Origin of the sequence: Mucilaginibacter segetis (assembly GCF_016522075.1) — a bacterium.
In the GTDB taxonomy this organism is placed as follows: Bacteria; Bacteroidota; Bacteroidia; order Sphingobacteriales; family Sphingobacteriaceae; genus Mucilaginibacter; species Mucilaginibacter segetis.
Map to the genome: position 1 here is coordinate 39,033 of NZ_JAEHFW010000001.1, position 18,484 is coordinate 57,516.

General features: G+C 40.1%; 17 protein-coding genes. 6 read left to right on the forward strand and 11 right to left on the reverse strand.

The window, feature by feature from the left end; translation table 11 throughout:
• Positions 1-4: 4 nt before the first annotated feature.
• Positions 5-841: a hypothetical protein gene (locus I5M19_RS00170; protein ID WP_200062865.1), complete on the reverse strand. Its 837-nt coding sequence runs from the start codon at positions 839-841 to the stop codon at positions 5-7.
• A gap of 124 nt (positions 842-965) precedes the next feature.
• On the opposite strand from I5M19_RS00170, the gene ispG reads away from it, so the two are divergent.
• Both ispG and dnaK read left to right on the forward strand, forming a co-directional pair.
• A complete protein-coding gene (gene ispG, locus I5M19_RS00175) occupies positions 966-2,981 on the forward strand; it encodes a (E)-4-hydroxy-3-methylbut-2-enyl-diphosphate synthase (RefSeq protein WP_200062868.1) in 2,016 nt (671 codons plus the stop codon).
• 457 nt (positions 2,982-3,438) lie between these two features.
• Positions 3,439-5,343: a molecular chaperone DnaK gene (gene dnaK / locus I5M19_RS00180; protein WP_200062869.1), complete on the forward strand. Its 1,905-nt coding sequence runs from the start codon at positions 3,439-3,441 to the stop codon at positions 5,341-5,343.
• A gap of 71 nt (positions 5,344-5,414) precedes the next feature.
• Here the strand turns inward: dnaK and I5M19_RS00185 are convergent, their stop codons facing one another.
• Entirely contained in the window at positions 5,415-5,777 is a 363-nt protein-coding gene (locus I5M19_RS00185; RefSeq protein WP_200062870.1) for a response regulator, read from the reverse strand.
• A 204-nt stretch (positions 5,778-5,981) separates the two neighbouring features.
• On the opposite strand from I5M19_RS00185, the gene I5M19_RS00190 reads away from it, so the two are divergent.
• Positions 5,982-7,832 carry a PAS domain-containing protein gene (locus I5M19_RS00190; RefSeq protein ID WP_200062871.1) on the forward strand — a complete coding sequence of 617 codons (1,851 nt, stop codon included), beginning with the start codon at positions 5,982-5,984 and terminating at the stop codon, positions 7,830-7,832.
• Positions 7,833-7,840: 8 nt separating this feature from the next.
• Here the strand turns inward: I5M19_RS00190 and I5M19_RS00195 are convergent, their stop codons facing one another.
• The gene (locus I5M19_RS00195; protein ID WP_200062872.1) at positions 7,841-8,644 is read right to left on the reverse strand and encodes an alpha/beta fold hydrolase; all 804 of its coding nucleotides are present in this window, start codon (positions 8,642-8,644) and stop codon (positions 7,841-7,843) included.
• A gap of 9 nt (positions 8,645-8,653) precedes the next feature.
• On the reverse strand, positions 8,654-9,964 hold the full coding sequence (locus I5M19_RS00200; protein ID WP_200062873.1) for a gluconate:H+ symporter: 1,311 nt from the start codon (positions 9,962-9,964) through the stop codon (positions 8,654-8,656).
• Positions 9,965-10,104: 140 nt separating this feature from the next.
• Between I5M19_RS00200 and I5M19_RS00205 the strand changes: the two genes are divergently transcribed.
• Complete coding sequence (locus I5M19_RS00205) at positions 10,105-11,331, forward strand: multidrug effflux MFS transporter (RefSeq protein ID WP_200062874.1); 1,227 nt, start codon at positions 10,105-10,107, stop codon at positions 11,329-11,331.
• On the opposite strand, the gene I5M19_RS00210 is transcribed toward I5M19_RS00205, so the two are convergent.
• Positions 11,328-11,738, reverse strand: a complete 411-nt coding sequence (locus tag I5M19_RS00210) for a hypothetical protein (RefSeq protein ID WP_200062875.1) — start codon at positions 11,736-11,738, stop codon at positions 11,328-11,330. The genes I5M19_RS00205 and I5M19_RS00210 overlap by 4 nt on opposite strands.
• Before the next feature lie 99 nt (positions 11,739-11,837).
• Between I5M19_RS00210 and I5M19_RS00215 the strand changes: the two genes are divergently transcribed.
• The gene (locus I5M19_RS00215) at positions 11,838-13,376 is read left to right on the forward strand and encodes an alpha-N-arabinofuranosidase (protein WP_235985728.1); all 1,539 of its coding nucleotides are present in this window, start codon (positions 11,838-11,840) and stop codon (positions 13,374-13,376) included.
• Here the strand turns inward: I5M19_RS00215 and I5M19_RS00220 are convergent.
• The 3 genes from I5M19_RS00220 to I5M19_RS00230 form a co-directional block, all read right to left on the reverse strand.
• The gene (locus tag I5M19_RS00220; RefSeq protein WP_200062878.1) at positions 13,373-13,537 is read right to left on the reverse strand and encodes a hypothetical protein; all 165 of its coding nucleotides are present in this window, start codon (positions 13,535-13,537) and stop codon (positions 13,373-13,375) included. The genes I5M19_RS00215 and I5M19_RS00220 overlap by 4 nt on opposite strands.
• An 89-nt stretch (positions 13,538-13,626) precedes the next feature.
• Positions 13,627-14,118, reverse strand: coding sequence for a hypothetical protein (locus tag I5M19_RS00225; protein WP_200062879.1), 492 nt, complete (start codon positions 14,116-14,118; stop codon positions 13,627-13,629).
• Positions 14,099-14,599 carry a hypothetical protein gene (locus I5M19_RS00230; protein WP_200062880.1) on the reverse strand — a complete coding sequence of 167 codons (501 nt, stop codon included), beginning with the start codon at positions 14,597-14,599 and terminating at the stop codon, positions 14,099-14,101. The genes I5M19_RS00225 and I5M19_RS00230 overlap by 20 nt, the downstream gene beginning before the upstream one ends.
• Positions 14,600-14,816: 217 nt before the next feature.
• Between I5M19_RS00230 and I5M19_RS00235 the strand changes: the two genes are divergently transcribed.
• Positions 14,817-15,545 (forward strand): carboxypeptidase-like regulatory domain-containing protein, encoded by a 729-nt coding sequence (locus tag I5M19_RS00235; RefSeq protein ID WP_200062882.1) that lies wholly within the window; start codon positions 14,817-14,819, stop codon positions 15,543-15,545.
• Positions 15,546-15,549: 4 nt separating this feature from the next.
• Here the strand turns inward: I5M19_RS00235 and I5M19_RS00240 are convergent, their stop codons facing one another.
• From I5M19_RS00240 to I5M19_RS00250, 3 genes are read right to left on the reverse strand one after another with little or no spacing between them, the layout of a single operon-like run.
• Positions 15,550-16,539: an MlaD family protein gene (locus I5M19_RS00240; RefSeq protein WP_200062884.1), complete on the reverse strand. Its 990-nt coding sequence runs from the start codon at positions 16,537-16,539 to the stop codon at positions 15,550-15,552.
• A gap of 14 nt (positions 16,540-16,553) precedes the next feature.
• On the reverse strand, positions 16,554-17,327 hold the full coding sequence (locus tag I5M19_RS00245; protein ID WP_200062885.1) for an ABC transporter ATP-binding protein: 774 nt from the start codon (positions 17,325-17,327) through the stop codon (positions 16,554-16,556).
• A gap of 9 nt (positions 17,328-17,336) precedes the next feature.
• On the reverse strand, positions 17,337-18,065 hold the full coding sequence (locus I5M19_RS00250) for an MlaE family ABC transporter permease (RefSeq protein WP_235985791.1): 729 nt from the start codon (positions 18,063-18,065) through the stop codon (positions 17,337-17,339).
• Positions 18,066-18,484 lie beyond the last annotated feature (419 nt).

Sequence of the window (18,484 nt, forward strand, 5' to 3'; positions counted from 1 at the left end):
AACTTTATCTGATTCTTCTTAGTGCATATGCCAGTCTACCGGCAATCAGTTTTGTGGAATCAGCGTTGGGTTTGGTTTCATAAAGGTTTAGTTTTCTGCCTTTAATGGTAAAGGTGTAAGACTTTTGTGCTTTTCCGTTCGACAGAAAAGCGATCTCATCCAGATTGCTCATCGGCTCCATGCCCAGGTCATTAGCTATAAAAAAGGAATCAACCCCTCCAAATCCCGATACTTTACCATTATTGCCGAATACTACATTAAATTGTCTGCCGGTATTATCTGTTACAGCATAGGTGCCGCATATAATTCCGTTGATCATATTATTCAGTCCGTAACCCAACTCATCATCGGGCTGCTTGTTTAACGCTTTGGTGTACTTTTCTGTAATTGTTTCCTGTGTTTTAGCATCGTAATGGTTAATAATGAGTGTAGTATCGTTGTTTTTTATGGTGTAACTTAATTCGTTGTCACCAAGCATTATGCTGGGCATTTCCTTTCCGGATACAAATTTAAGTGATAATGAGCCTCCCTCATGATTCCCCCATCCCACAGGAACTATAATACTATCACCTTTAAGTTTGTCGGTATCAATATAAAAAGTGGTAATACCTGTGGCTAAAGGCATGGCATCTAAAGGCGATTTTCTTCGGATGAGTTTTTTGATATAATCTTTTTTAACCCAAACACCTTGTATTACCGGCTTAAATTGCTGTATCAGATCGGGCGTTTCATTGAGTGGCCGGGAGTTGACCGCAACGGAATCCTGATCATTTTGATCTGTATTGCTTTTGCAGGAGAAAATAAAAATCAAGGATATCAGTACATAAAAATATCTCTTCATCGGGTTAAATTAGTTACTCCTAATATAGCAAATTAATAAGCTAAAGTGTTTTTTTGCAGAGGTAACAATTTAGTCATACAATAAAGTTTTTCGTATTTTTGCAGCTTATTAATCTCATCCGTGCATGAATGCTGATGCTGTAAAGTCTCTTTCGGGTCAATATTGTAACTCCTTAACCCATTACTCCCGTTTTGTAACCCGCGAGGTAGCAATTGGTGATGTACCAATGGGTGGCAATAACCCAATACGCATACAAAGCATGACCACCACCGATACAATGGATACCATTGGAACGGTGGAGCAAACCATACGCATGGTAAATGCAGGATGCGAATATGTACGTATTACAGCGCCCAGTATAAAAGAAGCCAATAATCTGGCCGAGATTAAAAAGCAGTTGCGCCTGCGTGGATGTAATGTTCCCCTGGTTGCCGATATTCACTTTACACCAAATGCTGCTGAAGTTGCCGCCCGTATTGTAGAGAAAGTACGTGTTAACCCCGGTAATTATGCCGATAAAAAGAAGTTTGACCAGATAGATTATACGGATGCGGAGTACCAGGGCGAACTGGATCGTATTTATAAAAAATTTACGCCGCTGGTAAATATTTGTAAAGAGTATGGCACGGCCATGCGTATAGGCACTAATCATGGCTCGCTTAGCGATCGTATCATGAGCCGCTATGGTGATACCCCGCAAGGCATGGTAGAGAGCGCAATGGAATTCATCCGTATGTGTGAAGCACTTAATTATTACCAGTTGGTTATCTCCATGAAATCGAGCAATCCGCAGGTAATGGTGCAGGCTTATCGTTTGCTTGTACAAACCATGGTAGCCGAGGGTATGAATTACCCATTGCATTTAGGTGTTACCGAGGCAGGCGATGGCGAAGACGGGCGAATTAAATCTGCCGTAGGCATAGGAACCCTTTTAGAAGACGGGCTGGGTGATACGGTACGGGTATCTCTTACCGAAGAACCCGAAGCCGAAGCGCCAGTTGCTATCGCGCTGGTTAACCGTTATTCAAAGCGAAAAGCAGCAAATGAAAAACAGCAGGTGACTGAAAATGAGCTTTCAGCTTTCAGTTTTAGTCCTTCCGCTCATTCCCCTTACGAATACAAAAAACGCGATACTTACGAAGCTAATGCTTTTATAGGCGGGCACATGGTACCGCGCGTAGTGGTTGATATTTCTGCTGCCAATTTAAAAGACCCTGCTATACTAAATGCCGCCGGTTACCTGTACTCGCCGGTGTTGGATAAATACAGTATGGCCGAGCAATCGGTTGATTTTGTATACCTCGGTGATAAATTACCCTCGTTTAACTTACCTGGCAACCTAAAGCAACTGTATAATTACACTACCTGGCAAAAACTGGCCGACAAAACACTTTGCCACCCGGTATTTACTTTAGATGAATATATAAATGCTGCCGACCGTACCTCCGCATTAAATTTAGTTAGGGTTAAAAATGCGGATATAAATGCGGATGCATTCGGATCGATACCTTTAGATAACTCGCTGGTATTTGTGCTGGAGACCGAGGAGTTGCATGGCATGGCTGATCAGCGCGCTTTCTTCTTAAAGCTACAGGAAATAGGACTTGAAGTTCCGGTGATTGTGAAGCGCAATTATACTTTTGAGTCGGGAAGTCTAGAAGTCGGCAAGTCGGAAGATGTTACATCTCACCTGCAACTTTACGCTGCTACTGATATGGGGGCGCTGTTGGTTGATGGTTTTGGTGATGGTATATGGATAGACGCACCACAGGTAAATACCGCCGCTATTACTTCTACCGCCTTTGGTATTTTACAAGCTACACGTTCACGTATCTCCAAAACGGAATATATTAGTTGTCCAAGCTGTGGGCGCACACTTTTTGACCTGATGATAACCACACAAATGATACGCAGCAGAACCAGTCATTTGAAAGGATTAAAAATCGGCATCATGGGTTGTATTGTAAATGGTCCCGGTGAAATGGCTGACGCCGATTATGGCTACGTCGGTTCCGGCCCGGATAAGGTTACCTTGTACCGTGGTAAAGAAGCAGTGAAGAAAAATATTTCCTCTGCCAATGCCCTTGATGAATTAATAGAGATCATCAAAGGGGATGGAAATTGGATAGAAATGGCGTAAGGTGAGGTGATCCGCTAAGCTAAAGCTTGTCCTGATATTGGTGGTCATGCTGATATATTTACATCACATCATCCGTAAAAGTAAATACATAGTGGGTTCCTGAAACAAGTTCAGGATGACAGGCTTGTTGTGATAAAAATACACCTGGTCATGCTGAATTTATTTCAGCACCTCATCTGCAAGATAAAACTCCCAACCTGTCATTTCGAATGAGCGGCACCGAAGAGATATTTTATAAAAGTAACCGCTTAAGTCCAAGTGTAAGATTAAGCTGTAATATTCGCAATGGTAATATCATAAATCCTGCCAACCTGTCACCACAAAGTAATTCCGAACTGTCGTAGTGGTATGCATCCTGTCATCATGCGGTTAATTTTTCTGCCAAAGGCATATTGGCACAACCCTTGTTAAATAGGTTGTGGTAAGCAAAATTAATTAATAAAAAATCAATCATAATATGTCTAAAATAATTGGAATTGACTTAGGAACAACAAACTCTTGCGTTTCAGTAATGGAAGGTAACGAGCCTGTAGTTATAGCCAACAGCGAAGGTAAACGTACTACTCCTTCCGTAGTAGCTTTTGTTAAAGACGGCGAGCGTAAAGTAGGTGATCCTGCAAAACGCCAGGCTATCACTAATCCCACAAAAACTATTTTTTCTATTAAACGCTTTATGGGTAACCAGTTTAACGAGGTTACTAAAGAGGTTGAACGTGTACCTTATAAAGTGGTAAAAGGCGACAATAACACCCCACGTGTTGAAATTGACGACCGTAAATATACTCCGCAGGAAATTTCGGCAATGATACTTCAGAAAATGAAGAAAACCGCCGAAGACTTTTTAGGAACAGAAGTTACCGAAGCGGTTATTACCGTGCCGGCTTATTTTAATGATGCACAGCGCCAGGCTACTAAAGAAGCCGGTGAAATTGCTGGTTTAAAAGTACGCCGTATAATTAACGAACCTACTGCTGCTGCTCTTGCCTATGGCCTGGACAAGGCACACAAGGATATGAAAATTGCAGTGTTTGACTGTGGTGGTGGTACGCATGACGTATCAGTACTGGAGTTAGGCGATGGCGTTTTCGAAGTAAAATCAACCGATGGTGATACACACTTAGGTGGTGACGATTTTGACCAGGTAATTATTGACTGGTTAGCTGATGAGTTTAAAGCTGATGAAGGTGTTGATCTGCGTAAAGACCCGATGGCTTTACAACGTTTAAAAGAATCTGCTGAAAAAGCTAAGATCGAATTATCAAGTTCAACACAAACCGAAATTAACCTGCCTTACATTACCGCTAATGATGGTATGCCTAAGCACCTGGTTAAAACTTTAAGCCGTGCTAAATTTGAGCAGTTGGCTGATAGCCTGATCAAACGTACAATAGAGCCATGTAAATCAGCATTGAAAAATGCAGGTTTAAGCACTTCGGATATTGACGAGATCATCCTGGTAGGTGGTTCAACCCGTATACCTGCAATACAGGATGCCGTACAAAAATTCTTTGGTAAAGCTCCTTCAAAAGGTGTTAATCCTGATGAGGTGGTTGCCATAGGTGCCGCTATACAAGGTGGTGTATTAACCGGTGAGGTTAAGGATGTGTTATTATTAGATGTTACTCCGTTATCATTAGGTATCGAAACTATGGGCGGTGTAATGACCAAGCTGATAGAATCAAACACTACAATTCCTACCAAAAAATCTGAAACATTCTCAACCGCGTCAGATAATCAGCCATCTGTTGAGATACATATATTACAGGGTGAGCGTCCAATGGCATCAGCTAACCGCACCATAGGTCGTTTCCACTTGGATGGTATACCACCTGCACCTCGCGGTGTGCCTCAGGTAGAAGTTACCTTTGATATTGATGCTAACGGTATATTACATGTATCAGCGAAAGATAAAGCTACCGGTAAAGAACAAAAAATCCGTATCGAGGCTTCATCAGGTTTAACTGATGCCGAGATCAAAAAGATGAAGGACGAAGCTGAAGCGAACGCTGATGCAGACAAGAAGGCTAAAGAAGAAGTTGAAAAACTGAATGGTGCTGATGCCCTGATCTTCTCGACCGAGAAACAGTTGAAAGAATATGGTGACAAGATCCCTGCTGATAAAAAGGCACCTATCGAATCAGGATTGGAAAAATTAAAAGCCGCATATGCTGCTAAAAACTTTGACGATATTGAAACAGCTCAAACTGAATTAAATACCGCATGGACAGCAGCATCAGAAGATATGTACAAAGCTTCTGCAGAAGCAGGCCAGCCACAACCGGAAGCGGGTGGTGATGCAGGTGATGCCGCGCAGGGTGGTGCTGATAATGTTACCGATGTTGATTTCGAAGAAGTAAAATAATCAATCAATATATATGCAAATGCCGCTCAGGATATCCCCGAGCGGCATTTTTTATTATAATAATTTTTTGATTATGAATTAATGAGATGATTTACCTTTTCTACAAGCTCCGTCAAGTCAAAAGGTTTAGTAATAATGGCATCGCAGCCATAGGCCATAAGATCAGCTGTGTGGTTAACATATGCTGAAAATATGATCACAGGTATATTGCCGTATTTGGGATGAGCCTTAATAGCCCTGCATAGTTCACCGCCGTTAGTGCCTGCTACGCGGTAATCCAATATAACCAGATCAGGGTCAAACTCTTCAACCAGAGGTATAACATCCTTACTTTCGCCGGTACTTTTTACCTCAAAATTCTCATAAGTAAGAGTTTCATGCACAATTTCAAGAATGTCCTGATTATCGTCTAACACTAAAATACGCTTTACCATAAATAATTAAAACTTAAAGAAACAAGGGGGTATATATGGCGTAAAAAATCTGATTATCTATTAACGTGAGGATGGGCTTATACTGTATATGCAGGATTTATTTTGTTCAAAAATAATATAAAAATTTAATATTATTACAACTAAATAATGCATACGTATTTTTAAAAATTGTATTATATTGTTATAGGCCACAAGTAATATTTTGTGAAATTAAAAAAGGTGTCTCAGGTTGCTGATCAGCAAAGTTTTAATGATATTATAGCTCAGGCCCCGGTAGCCATGAGTTTATTACGCGGTTACGATCTTGTCATTGAATCGGCTAACGGCATAATGCTGGAAGTTTGGGGCAAAGACAAACGCATTATCAATCAGCCCCTCGCAGATGCGCTCCCCGAACTTAAGGGACAGCCGTTTATAAGCTTACTGCATGATGTTTATCACACAGGTGTACCACATAGAGGGCATGAGGCAATGGTTTACCTTGTGCGTAATCATATTACCGAAACCTGTTATTTTAATTTTGTATATCAGCCTGTTACAGATGCTGCTGGTAAAATATCAGGAGTAATGGTGGTAGCGACCGAGGTTACTGATCAGGTAAATTCGCGACGGAAATCTGAAGATGCCGAAGAACGCATGCGCCTGGCCGCCGAAGCTACCGGCTTGGGGACATGGGATCTTGATCTGCAAACAGGAAATATTATTCATTCACCCCGGCTTGCGGAAATATTCGGGCGTAAAAGCAATGCGGTAATCGGCCATCAAGAATTACGTAATATAATTCATCCTCAGGATCTTCCTGTTATTATAAAGGCATTTGATAAAGCATTACAAACAGGGATTTATTTTTATGAGGCACGGGTAATATGGCCTGACGGGACCTTGCATTGGATACGTACTACGGGTAAGGTTTTATATAATGAAGACCATGTTCCATTACGCATGCTGGGAACATTAATTGACATTACCGAGCAAAAGCAAATATTAGACAAACTACAAAAGAGCGAGGAAAATTTGCGCCTGGCTACTCAGGCTGCAGAGTTGGGTACTTTTGATATGGATCTCATTAACCGTAATTTGATATGGGATAAGCGTTGTCGTGAATTGTTCGGCATCACAACAGAAGTACCGGTTAATTACGATAAGACCTTTTTAACCGGCTTACACCCGGATGACCGCGAGAAAACTGATAATGCGGTGAATAGGGCTTTTAATAAGGAGTTGAGTAACGGTGAATATGATGTAGAGTACCGAACAATAGGTATTGATGATAAAAAACTGCGCTGGATAAGGGCAAAAGGCAAGGTGTTATTTAACGATAATGATGTTCCGTTAAGATTTATCGGCACAGTACTGGACATTACCGAGAATAAGATCAATGAAATAAAAAAGAATGATTTTATTGCAATGGCCAGTCATGAGCTAAAAACACCCCTAACCTCGCTTAAAGCCTACATACAGTTATTATTAGCTAAGGCAGGAAGCACAGGTGATACATTTTTATTAAATGCACTGCAGAAATCCGAGAAGCAGATCAATAAAATGACTAAGTTGATTTACGGGTTTTTAGACCTCTCTAAATTGGAAACAGGTAAACTGCAACTTATTCGTGAGCGATTCGATATGAATGCTTTAATAGAGGAAATAGTTGCCGATAACCTCCCGATAGCACAAAGCCATCATATCATATTTGAAGCACGGCAACCTGTTTATGTAAACGCCGATCGCGAAAAAATAGGCCGTGTGATAAACAATTTTATAAATAATGCCATTAAATATTCACCCAAAACCACTGATATCAACATTTCTTTAGATATGGGATCGGATTATGTTAAACTTTTAGTAAAAGATAAAGGAATAGGTATTAAGATAAAGGATCAGCAAAATATTTTTGAAAGATTTTATCGGGTGGAAGATGCAAGTACTATTGGTTTTTCAGGTTTTGGTATAGGCCTTTATCTTTCTGCTGAAATTATTGAATTACACAAGGGTAGTATTGGAGTAAATAGCAGTAAAGGAAATGGCGCAGAATTTTATTTTACCATTCCTGTTTAATAAGCATGTTATTTTAAAAAATCTATCACGGCTGACGAGAATTCCGGTGTTTTACTCGCTTGGTTATGATCGCCGGGCACATATGCTATTTTTGAACCGGGTATCAGCTTTTGCAGATTGGTAACATCGCCGTTTGTATGATCTTCTGTACCATCAATAAGCAATACCGGAAATTTTATTTTAGCCAATTCCCGGTGACTGGTTGACGGCTGATGTTTTTGCTGTAGCGCTAAAGCCAGATCATCGAAGTTGTTTTTGTGTATCCAAACCATCATATCATCTACATCATGCAAGGTGGTATCGCCCATTAAGGCTTTATAAGCATGTATTCTGCGTGGCCAGTTTGGGTTAGTGTAATCGGCACCCATGCCACCCATTACCGCTTTGTGTATACGTTTATCCATCACCATTAAGCGCGAGGTGATAATAGAACCCCGCGAATAGCCTACTACATCATATTCTTTTATCCCTAAACTGCTTGCCAAACCCATTAGGTCTTTTGCTTCTGCGTCGTTGGCGTAAGCAACATCAGTATGTGGTTTATCTGATCGTCCGTTACCTCGCAGATCCATAATGATAACCCGGTATCCTTCCTTTAACAGATCGTTATAAAAGGGTCCTGTTTTCCATCCCTGGCTTGTGCCGGTAAAGCCGTGTACTAAAATTACCGGATACCCCTCGCCTTTTACTTCGTAATATATTTTTGTACCATCAAATGAGGTAAAGTAATTGCCACCGGTTTCCTGTGCACGCAAGTTGCTACCTAACAGGAATAAAGCGTAAATGGTAACCAAAAAGGGAATCTTTTTCATAACCCGAAGCTAAATAAATGCGTTAATTATTAATACACCGCCCAAGCCAATAAACGCCACTAAAGTTTCCATTACCGACCATGAGCGGAAAGTATCCTTTATGGATAGGTTAAAATATTCTTTAAATAACCAAAAGCCAGAGTCGTTAACATGCGAAAGAACTAAACTTCCTGCACCAATAGAAAGCACCATAAGATTAGGGTTAACATCACCGTGCAAAACTAATGGGGCAACAATACCTGCCGCAGTAAGACCGGCAACTGTTGCTGATCCTAAACTTATCCTGATGATGGCTGCTATAAGCCAGCCAAGCACCAATGGATGCAAATGCAGGTTTTGTTGTAGTTGGGTAGCTATCTGGTCGCTTACCCCACTTATGGTTAAAACCTCCTTAAAAGCTCCTGAGCCACCTATAATGAGTAAAACAAGGGCGATATCTTTTATAGCATCGGTATAGCTGCTTGTCAAACTGCTCATGTTATGGCCTTGCTTTATACCCAGTGTATAAGTGCCCACAATAAGTGCTATCAGCATTACTATGGGTGGATCGCCAAAGAAAGCGTTTAACTTTAATAAAGTAGGGTTCTGCATAGGTAAATTGGCAATGGCCGCAGTAACCATTAACAATATTACGGGTAGCAATGCTGTAAAAAAGCTATTGAAAGTACCCGGAAGTTTATCTTCCGGAAGTTCCTCGGCCCTGAAAGTAGCCAGAGGTTCAGATTTTATATTTTTTAAAGTTTTTGCGAACAATGGTCCAGCAATTATGATAGACGGCACGGCAATCATAAAACCGTACATAAAGGTCACAGGCATACTGGCATTAAACATAGTAACAAGTGCCGTAGGCGACGGATGTGGTGGCAAAAAACCATGTGTTACCGATAAAGATGCCAGCATTGGTAAACCAATGTAAACTGCCGGTAACTTATATTTGTAAACCACCGAAAATATAAGCGGCACCATAAGTACAAAACCGATCCCGTAAAATAAGGGAATGCCAATAACAAACCCTGCAGCAACTAATGCCCATTGTATGTATTTTTCGCCAAATGCTTTTACCAATGTTTCGGCAATTTTTTGGGCAGCTCCGCTAACAGCTACCAATTTACCCAGCATGGCTCCCAGCACAATTATGATAACCAGTTGCCCTAATATATCGCCAATACCCTTTTGTACGGCATTGGTAACCTTGGTAAAAGGAATACCTAATAATAAACCCGCAGCTATGGAGACAATAAGAAACGCAAGGAAAGGATTAACTTTTGCCCAGCTTACTAAAAGAACAAGCAGGATGATGCAGAATAAGATTGCCAGCATTTTTTAGAGTTAGGAATATAATTATAACTGCTTCGGAAACGAAGTTTTAACTAAAGTAATAACATTTCACCAAATTGAACAGATATATAAGTAAAATAACCTATTTGTAATAGATATTAACGTATTTTGTCGTAAACTTTATGACAAAGAAGCGTTACTTCCTGCTCATCATTATATTGGGCTCACTTACTGCACTGGGTCCCTTTTCTATTGATATGTATTTGCCGGGTTTTCCGGCAATTGCCCGCTCGTTAAATACTACTACTGAAAATGTGGCCTTATCACTATCCAGTTTTTTTATCGGGATATCCGCTGGCCAGCTTTTATACGGGCCCTTGCTTGATAGGTACGGACGAAAAAAACCTCTGTATTTTGGACTTACACTTTATATAATAGCATCGGCAGGTTGTTACTTTTCAAGCAGCATTCAAATGCTTATTTTAATGCGTTTTGTACAGGCAATAGGTAGTTGCGCAGCAGCAGTGGCCTCAATGGCCATGGTTCGTGACCTGTTTCCGGTAAAAGATAGTGCTAAGGTGTTTGCGATGCTTATACTGGTACTGGGTGCCTCGCCTCTGATAGCGCCAACCGTAGGTGGGTATGTAAGTGCTGAATTTGGCTGGCAGATTATATTTGTTATACTGGCTGTAATAGCTGTAATTATCAGCCTGGCGGTTATATTTCTGCTGCCGGAGAGTTACCCGCCCGATCTTTCTTACTCTTTAAAACCGGCACCAATTATTAATAGCTTTTTAATTGTGTTAAAAACACCGCAGTTTTATACCTATTCCTTATGCGGGGCAATTGGCTTTTCGGGTTTGTTTGCTTATATATCTGCCTCACCAATTGTTTTTATGGAGTTTTTTAAAGTAAGCGGTAAAAATTACGGATGGATATTCGCTATACTTTCTGTTGGTTTCATAGGTTCCAGCCAGGTGAACAGCCAATTAATAAAGAAGTTTAAAAGTGCGCAAATTGTTAATGCAGCATTAATAAGCATGGTAATTATCTCCATTGTTTTTTTAACCGGTTCCTTACAAGGCTGGCTTGGTCTTTATGGTACCATAATTATGATATTCGGCATGTTATGTTGTGTTGGTTTAATGAGCCCTAATACCTCAGCACTGGCTTTGGCTCCGTTCGAAAAAAATGCCGGTACGGCATCGTCTTTATTAGGCGCTTTTCAAATGTGCATAGGTGCATTAACTTCGGTAAGTGTAAGCTTATTTAAGGCAAAGTCTGCTGTGCCAATGGCCTCAATTATTTTAGTATCTGCAACCTTAGCTTTTGTTGTTTTGTTAATAGGACGCCGTAATATTAAAGAGAAGATAGCGGTAAAAGAAAGACCGGTTGCTGTTTCGCATTAAGGGTGTTCATTGGTCGCTTTTACAGCTGTTATTTTAGCACCTTCGTCGCCCATAGTTTCAAAAACCATTTTGTTATCGGTGAGTACCGATACATAAAAAGGGAATTCGCGAGTTTTACCATCTGGCAGCACTTCTTTGTATTTGATGTTTTGTCCCTGGGTGCCGAAGGTGCCATACGACAATAACTTGCCTCCCCAGATGATTTTTAAACTATCGTTAGTCTCAAAAACAATGTAAGGTGCTTGTTCGGCAATATCGGCGCTGCTTATGGTATCACTCGGACTGATATGAGGGTGCTCCACCTTAATATATTTCCATTTTCCGTAAAGGCCTTCACGTTGTATGCTGTTGTTGCAAGAGATGAATGAAAGGAGTATAAGCGGGAGTAATCTTATTGTTGTCTTCATATCAACTTATTTTCTCAAATTTATTGGAATATAACTTTAAGCGCTGGAAAATTAAGTTAAATTTATAATTGTAATTTTTACATTTTATTGTTTATGCACATGAAGAGGTTTTTATTTTTAGTAATGCTTACTATACGCATAAGTGTGTTTGCACAAAACAACGCGAGTATTACCATCAGCAATAATTCAAACCAAATAATAAGCAAGCATATTTATGGCCAGTTTGCCGAGCATTTGGGTCGCGGTATTTATGATGGTTTTTGGGTGGATGAAGATATGCCGGTTGCAAAACAGGATCGTATACGTTTGGATATTGTTAAAGCATTAAAACAAATAAATATACCCAACCTGCGCTGGCCCGGTGGCTGCTTTGCAGACGAATACCATTGGCGTGATGGTATTGGCCCGAGAGAGCAACGGCCCAAAATGGTAAATACCAACTGGGGTGGCGTAACCGAGGATAACAGTTTTGGCACACATGAATTTTTAAAGCTATGCGAATTATTAGGTTGCGAACCTTATATAGCAGCTAATGTGGGAAGTGGTACGGTAGAGGAGATGTCGAAATGGATAGAGTATTTAAACTCCAATAGTACCAGTACTGTGGCACAAATGCGTAAGCAAAACGGGCACCCTGAACCTTATAAAGTATCTTTTTGGGGAGTGGGTAACGAAAGCTGGGGCTGCGGCGGCAACATGACACCCGAGTTTTATGCCGATCAGTTTAGGCGCTACGCGTCGTTCGCGAAGAATTATCCTGGCGCGCCGCTCAAAAAAATAGCCAGCGGCGCCAACGCTCAAGATTATAACTGGACCGAGGTGTGTATGAAAAACATACCGCTTAATATGATGTGGGGCTTATCTCTGCATTATTATACCATACCAACCGGTAATTGGAGCAAAAAGGGATCGGCAACGAAATTTAGCGAGCAGGAATATTTCAGCACGATGGCCAATTGCCTTAAAATGGAAGAATTGGTTACTAAACATTCGGCTATAATGGATAAGTACGATCCTGAAAAGCGGGTGGCATTAGTGGTAGATGAATGGGGGGTATGGACAGACCCCGAACCCGGGACCAATCCCGGATTTTTATATCAGCAAAACAGCCTGCGCGATGCGTTGATCGCCGCCAGCACTTTAAATATATTTAATAACCATTGTGACAGGGTAAAAATGGCTGAACTTGCCCAAACTATAAATGTTTTACAGGCATTGATACTTACTGATAAGGATAAAATGCTGCTTACCCCTACCTATTATATATTTGATATGTACAAGGTGCATCAGGATGCTAAATACCTGAATATTAAAGTAACCTCGCCCGATTATGTGGTCGGCGGTAAAAGAATACCCGCAGTTAATGCCTCAGCATCGCAGGATTCAACAGGTAAAATACATATCTCATTGGTAAATTTGGATATGCATAATCCCGTGACCATCAGAATCGTACTCAATGGACTTAAATGGAGTAAAATAAACGGTCAAATACTAACCTCGGCAAATATTACAGATGTTAATACCTTTGACCAACCCAGTAAAATTCATTCAGCTGATTTTAACAGTGCGAAGAAAGATGGAGATAAATTAACGGTAGTAATTCCTGCAAAATCCATAATTACGCTGGAGTTAAACTAATTTTTATTTGGCCCGGACTTCATTTTTTCCTCAGCTTTTTTTACTTCGTCCTTTTCGCTTAAGGGGCCTTCAGTTTTTATTTCTTTTTCTGTTGCGGAATGGGGTTTAACGGCTCCGGCTTTTTTCTGTTTTGAGCTTTCTTTCTCTGTTGATGATGCCATGATGAATTCTCCTTTTATAAAGAACTTTACATGGTTTAAAAAGTTTACACAAAGATCAAAAAACTGTTATATAAGAAAACAGGTTGCTATCAGTGTTTTAACTGTTGCAATTCGGTTTGCATTTGTTTTATTTGCTGTTGCGCCTGCCTGTTTTCCAGATAAAAATAAATGGCACATGCCAAAAATATTTTACCTAAAATGAAAACCGCGGCAAATACCCATTTCCAGTTTTTATGTACTTTAATATGATTCGATTCTGCTTCTACTTCAATATATTCGGAGCCTGTATTAAAATTTTTATAATTATTATCTTCCCTATCACCCTGGAATTGTTGAGGATCATCTCCCGGCCGTAATATCAACTCATCAATTTGGTTTGATATCTTATTCCAGGTGTGAGCAGGCGGTGTTACAGCCATATGTTTGGCTATAGTTTCCATATCAATTTCTAACTGCTGAAGCGCAATGCTTACCTCCGGGTACTTGGCTTTCATATACATCAATTCCTTAACCTCTTGTTCCGAGGCAGTTCCTGTTACATAGGCTTCTAATACGCCACTTTCAATGTAATCCTGCAACATTTCGGTTTTTTCTGATTATGGTAAATGATTCCTTTAATATTTTTTTGATGTCCGCTTCGCAGGTGTTAAGTTCATGCGCAAGTACTGAAATAGATTTGCCGTTATAATGAATGCCGCAAAAAACGTGTTGTTGTTGCGCATCCATTAAATCAATAAAACGGTTTTTACGAATCACAGTGCCATTATTAGTGTGCAATTTTTGTCCGCAATCGTCTACCGAATTAAAAAAACTCATTAATTTTCTTCTTGCGATATCCTGCAGACGGCAATAGGTGTTAACTTCAGGCATTGTCATTTCCTGAATGTCTGAAAACGTAAGCTCATTAAACAAATCTGCAAGATATTGTTCTGCCATTTCCTGATTTTTTACCACTTCAAAAATATAGCCTAACAGCATATCCGCATAACCCTTGTACAGCTCGGTTTTTGCTTCTAATACATCATTTGGTAATATTTCTGAATATGCTAATTGCTGTTTCAAAATGGGGGCGGTTTTGGTATAAGGGCAGATTATATAAAATAAAAATTAATCCGGCTGTCAATTATCGGCAAATATTACACTAAGTTAAAAATTTTTCTTCTAATATGAATATTTTCATCCTGTCGGCGATTAAAATGTATGTGCCGCCATTTTGTTAAATATAGTTAAAATGAATAATCGACGAAAAACTAAAGCGGCTTTTTAGCTAATTTTAAACATGCTTAGGTCTCTTTTCACTATTAGTTTGTGTGTTATAATAACTTCTGTTTTTGCACAGAATAAAATTAAAGGAAGTGTTTTTGAAAACACTACCCGCATTAAACTGGCCGGCATACATGTTAACAATTTAAATAACAGTCAAAGTACTCTCACCAATAACGATGGTAAATTTACTATCACCGCTAAACCAGGGGATCTATTGACTTTTAATGCTTTATTTTATGATGCAGATACGGTGCTGGTAACAGATCTGCACGAGATGGAAGTTTTTCTTACACCGCATAAAAATGAACTTAACCAGGTTAATATTACTACAACAGAATCACCGGGAATGAGCGGAAGTTATTATGACCCGCAGTTTCATGGGCAAACTTTAGTATATCACAGGGACAAAAAAGGAGCCTACGACGGAGGGCTAACGTTGCGGATGTGGTACTGGAAAAAAGATGCCAGAAAAAAAGCGCGCGAAGAAAAAAAGATCAAAGATTTTGAGAAGGCCGATCACATAGCAAAAACATTTACCCCAAAAGTTATTGCGACCTATCTGCCGCTTACCGGGCAGGACATGATTAATTTCATAAGTCTGTATACTCCTTCTGTGAAAGTTTATACCGATAATGATTTTAATTTAGTTCAATATCTTAACAGCTGCTATAAAAAATACCTAAAGCTCCCTGAAGATAAAAAAAGCCTGCCACCCTTGCCCTCCTTATCTATTGAGAAATAAAGGATTAAAGACCCTTTTTTATGCTGTCTTTTTTAGCTTTTTCACGATCTTTAAAAAAACCACGTAGTAAAAAACTATGCTGTGCGGCTTCCAGATCGTCGTTTAATTTAACAGAGCTTTGCTGCAGATAGTTAAGCGTACTGCGTACCTGTGTAGCACCTTTAGGGTCATTTAATAATACCCCCAGCGCGTTATCAGTACTGTTAAGCTTATTGCTTGCGCGAGTAAGATTATCAGTAAGTGTTGCAGCATTATCGGCTGTTTGCTTTAATTGCGTTACCGATTCTTTAATACGGTTAAAAGTAACGGTATCAGTAAGCAATTTATCCGCCAGGCCGCCTTTAGTGTTCATCTTATCGCTGAAATTATCTAACTGAACTGCCATACGCGAAGCACTTTGAGTGGCGGCCTGCAAATTACGCATAGCGCTGCGCAGTTGTACAGCCATAGTGCTGTCAGCCAATAATGCGCCTACTGTGCCCTTGCCTTCCAGTATTTTGTGGCCTAATGTTTTAAAGTCAGTGGTAATGGCCAGCAGGTTTTCGTTGTTCTGCTGCAGGGTTTTCATGATGTCATCAGTAGAGAGTAGTTTTTCTGACTGTAATACATCGCCGTCCTGTACTATTGGCGCCTGCGGGCTGCCGCCGTCAATAACGATGATTTTATTACCGATCAATCCGTCAGAACTAATGCGAACGCCTGCATTACGGTGTATATATTGCTGTGTGTGAGCGTCAATGCTCATCACCACATCAACCTGTGAGCTTCCGGTAAATTTGATACTTTTTATTGTACCCACCTTTACCCCTGAGAACCAGACGTTATTGCCTTTCTTTAATCCGGACACATCGTTAAATACTGAACTGATATGTATACTTTTTACAAAGGTTTTTTGTTGGCCACCTAGTGTAAGTACACCTAATATAAACACAATTACCCCCAGGACAACAAATATGCCCACTATAATTGATTTTCTGTTTTCTGTTGCATCCATAGTATATGGTACTATTATTCTATAAAATTATAATCGTAAAATGGTTTCACTCTGCTGTCATCCGTATCAAAAACTTCTTCAAATGTGCCGGTTCGCTGAAACTGCCCGTCAAGCAGCATAGCAATACGGTCGCCGGTCATTTTAGCGCAGGTAAGATCATGTGTGATAATTATTGATGAGGTATGAAAGCGTTGTTGTACCTCGTTTATCAGTTCATTTATTTCAATACAGGTTATCGGATCAAGCCCGGCAGTCGGTTCGTCATACAGCATTATTTCAGGATTAAGGATAAGCGTACGTGCAATACCTATCCGTTTACGCTGCCCACCTGATAGTTCCGATGGCATTTGATTAATAGTTTGCGATAGTCCCACTGCATCAAGCACGGTTTCTACCGAGGTGTTGATTTCTGAACGGGTTATTCCTTTGCGATTACGCACCAGCGGAAATTCCAGATTTTTACGCACAGTCATGCTATCATAAAGGGCGCTATTCTGAAAAGAAAATCCTATCCGTATGCGCAGTTCCTGCAATTCGCGATCGCTGATAGCTGTTACATCTTTCCCCAAAACTTCAATGCTGCCCTCATCCGGCTTCAATAAGCCAGAAACCAACTTTATTAAAACGGATTTTCCGGTACCGGAGCGACCCAATACTACAAGATTCTCCCCCTGGTACAGATCCAGATCAATACCGCGCAGTACATCATAATCCGCAAATGATTTTTTGAGGTTACGTATACTGATAACAGCATTGTTTTTATCTATATGTGATGGTTGCTTTTTCATATGATAAGTTTAACGGAACCACCCTGCCATCTGAACAATTAAAACTTCTTCTATAAATACAATAAACATAGCGGTTACAACCGCTCCGTTTGCAGCTTTGCCCACACCCTCAGTACCTTTGGTTGAATTATACCCCTGATAACACCCTACAATACCAATAGTAAATCCAAATACCAGCGATTTTATTAACGAGGCATAAAAATCAATAAAGGTCAGCGGCTCAAAAACCTGCTCCATAAATGCGCTGTAGCTGGTGCCTTCGTTTTGGCTTACATTTAAATAACCGCCAAGCAGCGCAATAAAAGCGGTATAGGTTGCTAATATGGGTATAGTAATGGTTGTAGCAATCACTCTTGTACATACCAGAAATTTGAAGGGTTTGGTACCTGAAACTTCCATAGCGTCTATTTGCTCAGTTACCCGCATGGAGCCCAATTCAGCGCCAATGCTTGAGCCCACCTTCCCTGCGGCAATTAAAGCGGTAACCAATGGTGCAAGAGCGCGCATTATAGCGATAGAAACTAATGATGGCAGCCATGATGTTGCACCAAACTCGGTAAGTGAGGGGCGGGATTGCTTGGTAAAGATAACCCCAACTATAAAGCCTGTTAATGATATGAGGGTGAAGGAACGAACACCTACTTCATAACACTGGCGCAATACTTCTTTAAACTCATAGGGAGGTACAAACACCTCCTTAAAAAAACGCAGTATAAAGGCGTAAACCCTATACATCATTATAAAAAACCCGGAAATTTTATCCCTTATTTTTGAAAGACGGGATGGTGCGGGCCTGGTTGTACTTTTTATGGTATCCATTAATGGCGATAAAGGTATAACTTATGTAAGATATAGATAAAGTAACAGTACAAATTGTTTTAAAACTTGTTTGTAATAGCGCAATTATTACATAACTCAGACCATTTGGAATTTAAGATCTGCAATGCAGGGAATCTCTAAAGGCAGCAAATTTCAATTAAAAGTGTAATATCCGCAATAGCTTTTTGTTATTTAAAATGCTTATACGCAAGTCTTCAATTGAGTAAAATGTGTTATATTTTTATGCCAATAAAGCTCTATATGCCATAATTGGCTATTTTTTGGTTAAAATAGTATTAGCCCGGCTATGCCATTTACTTTACTTTTACAGCACCATA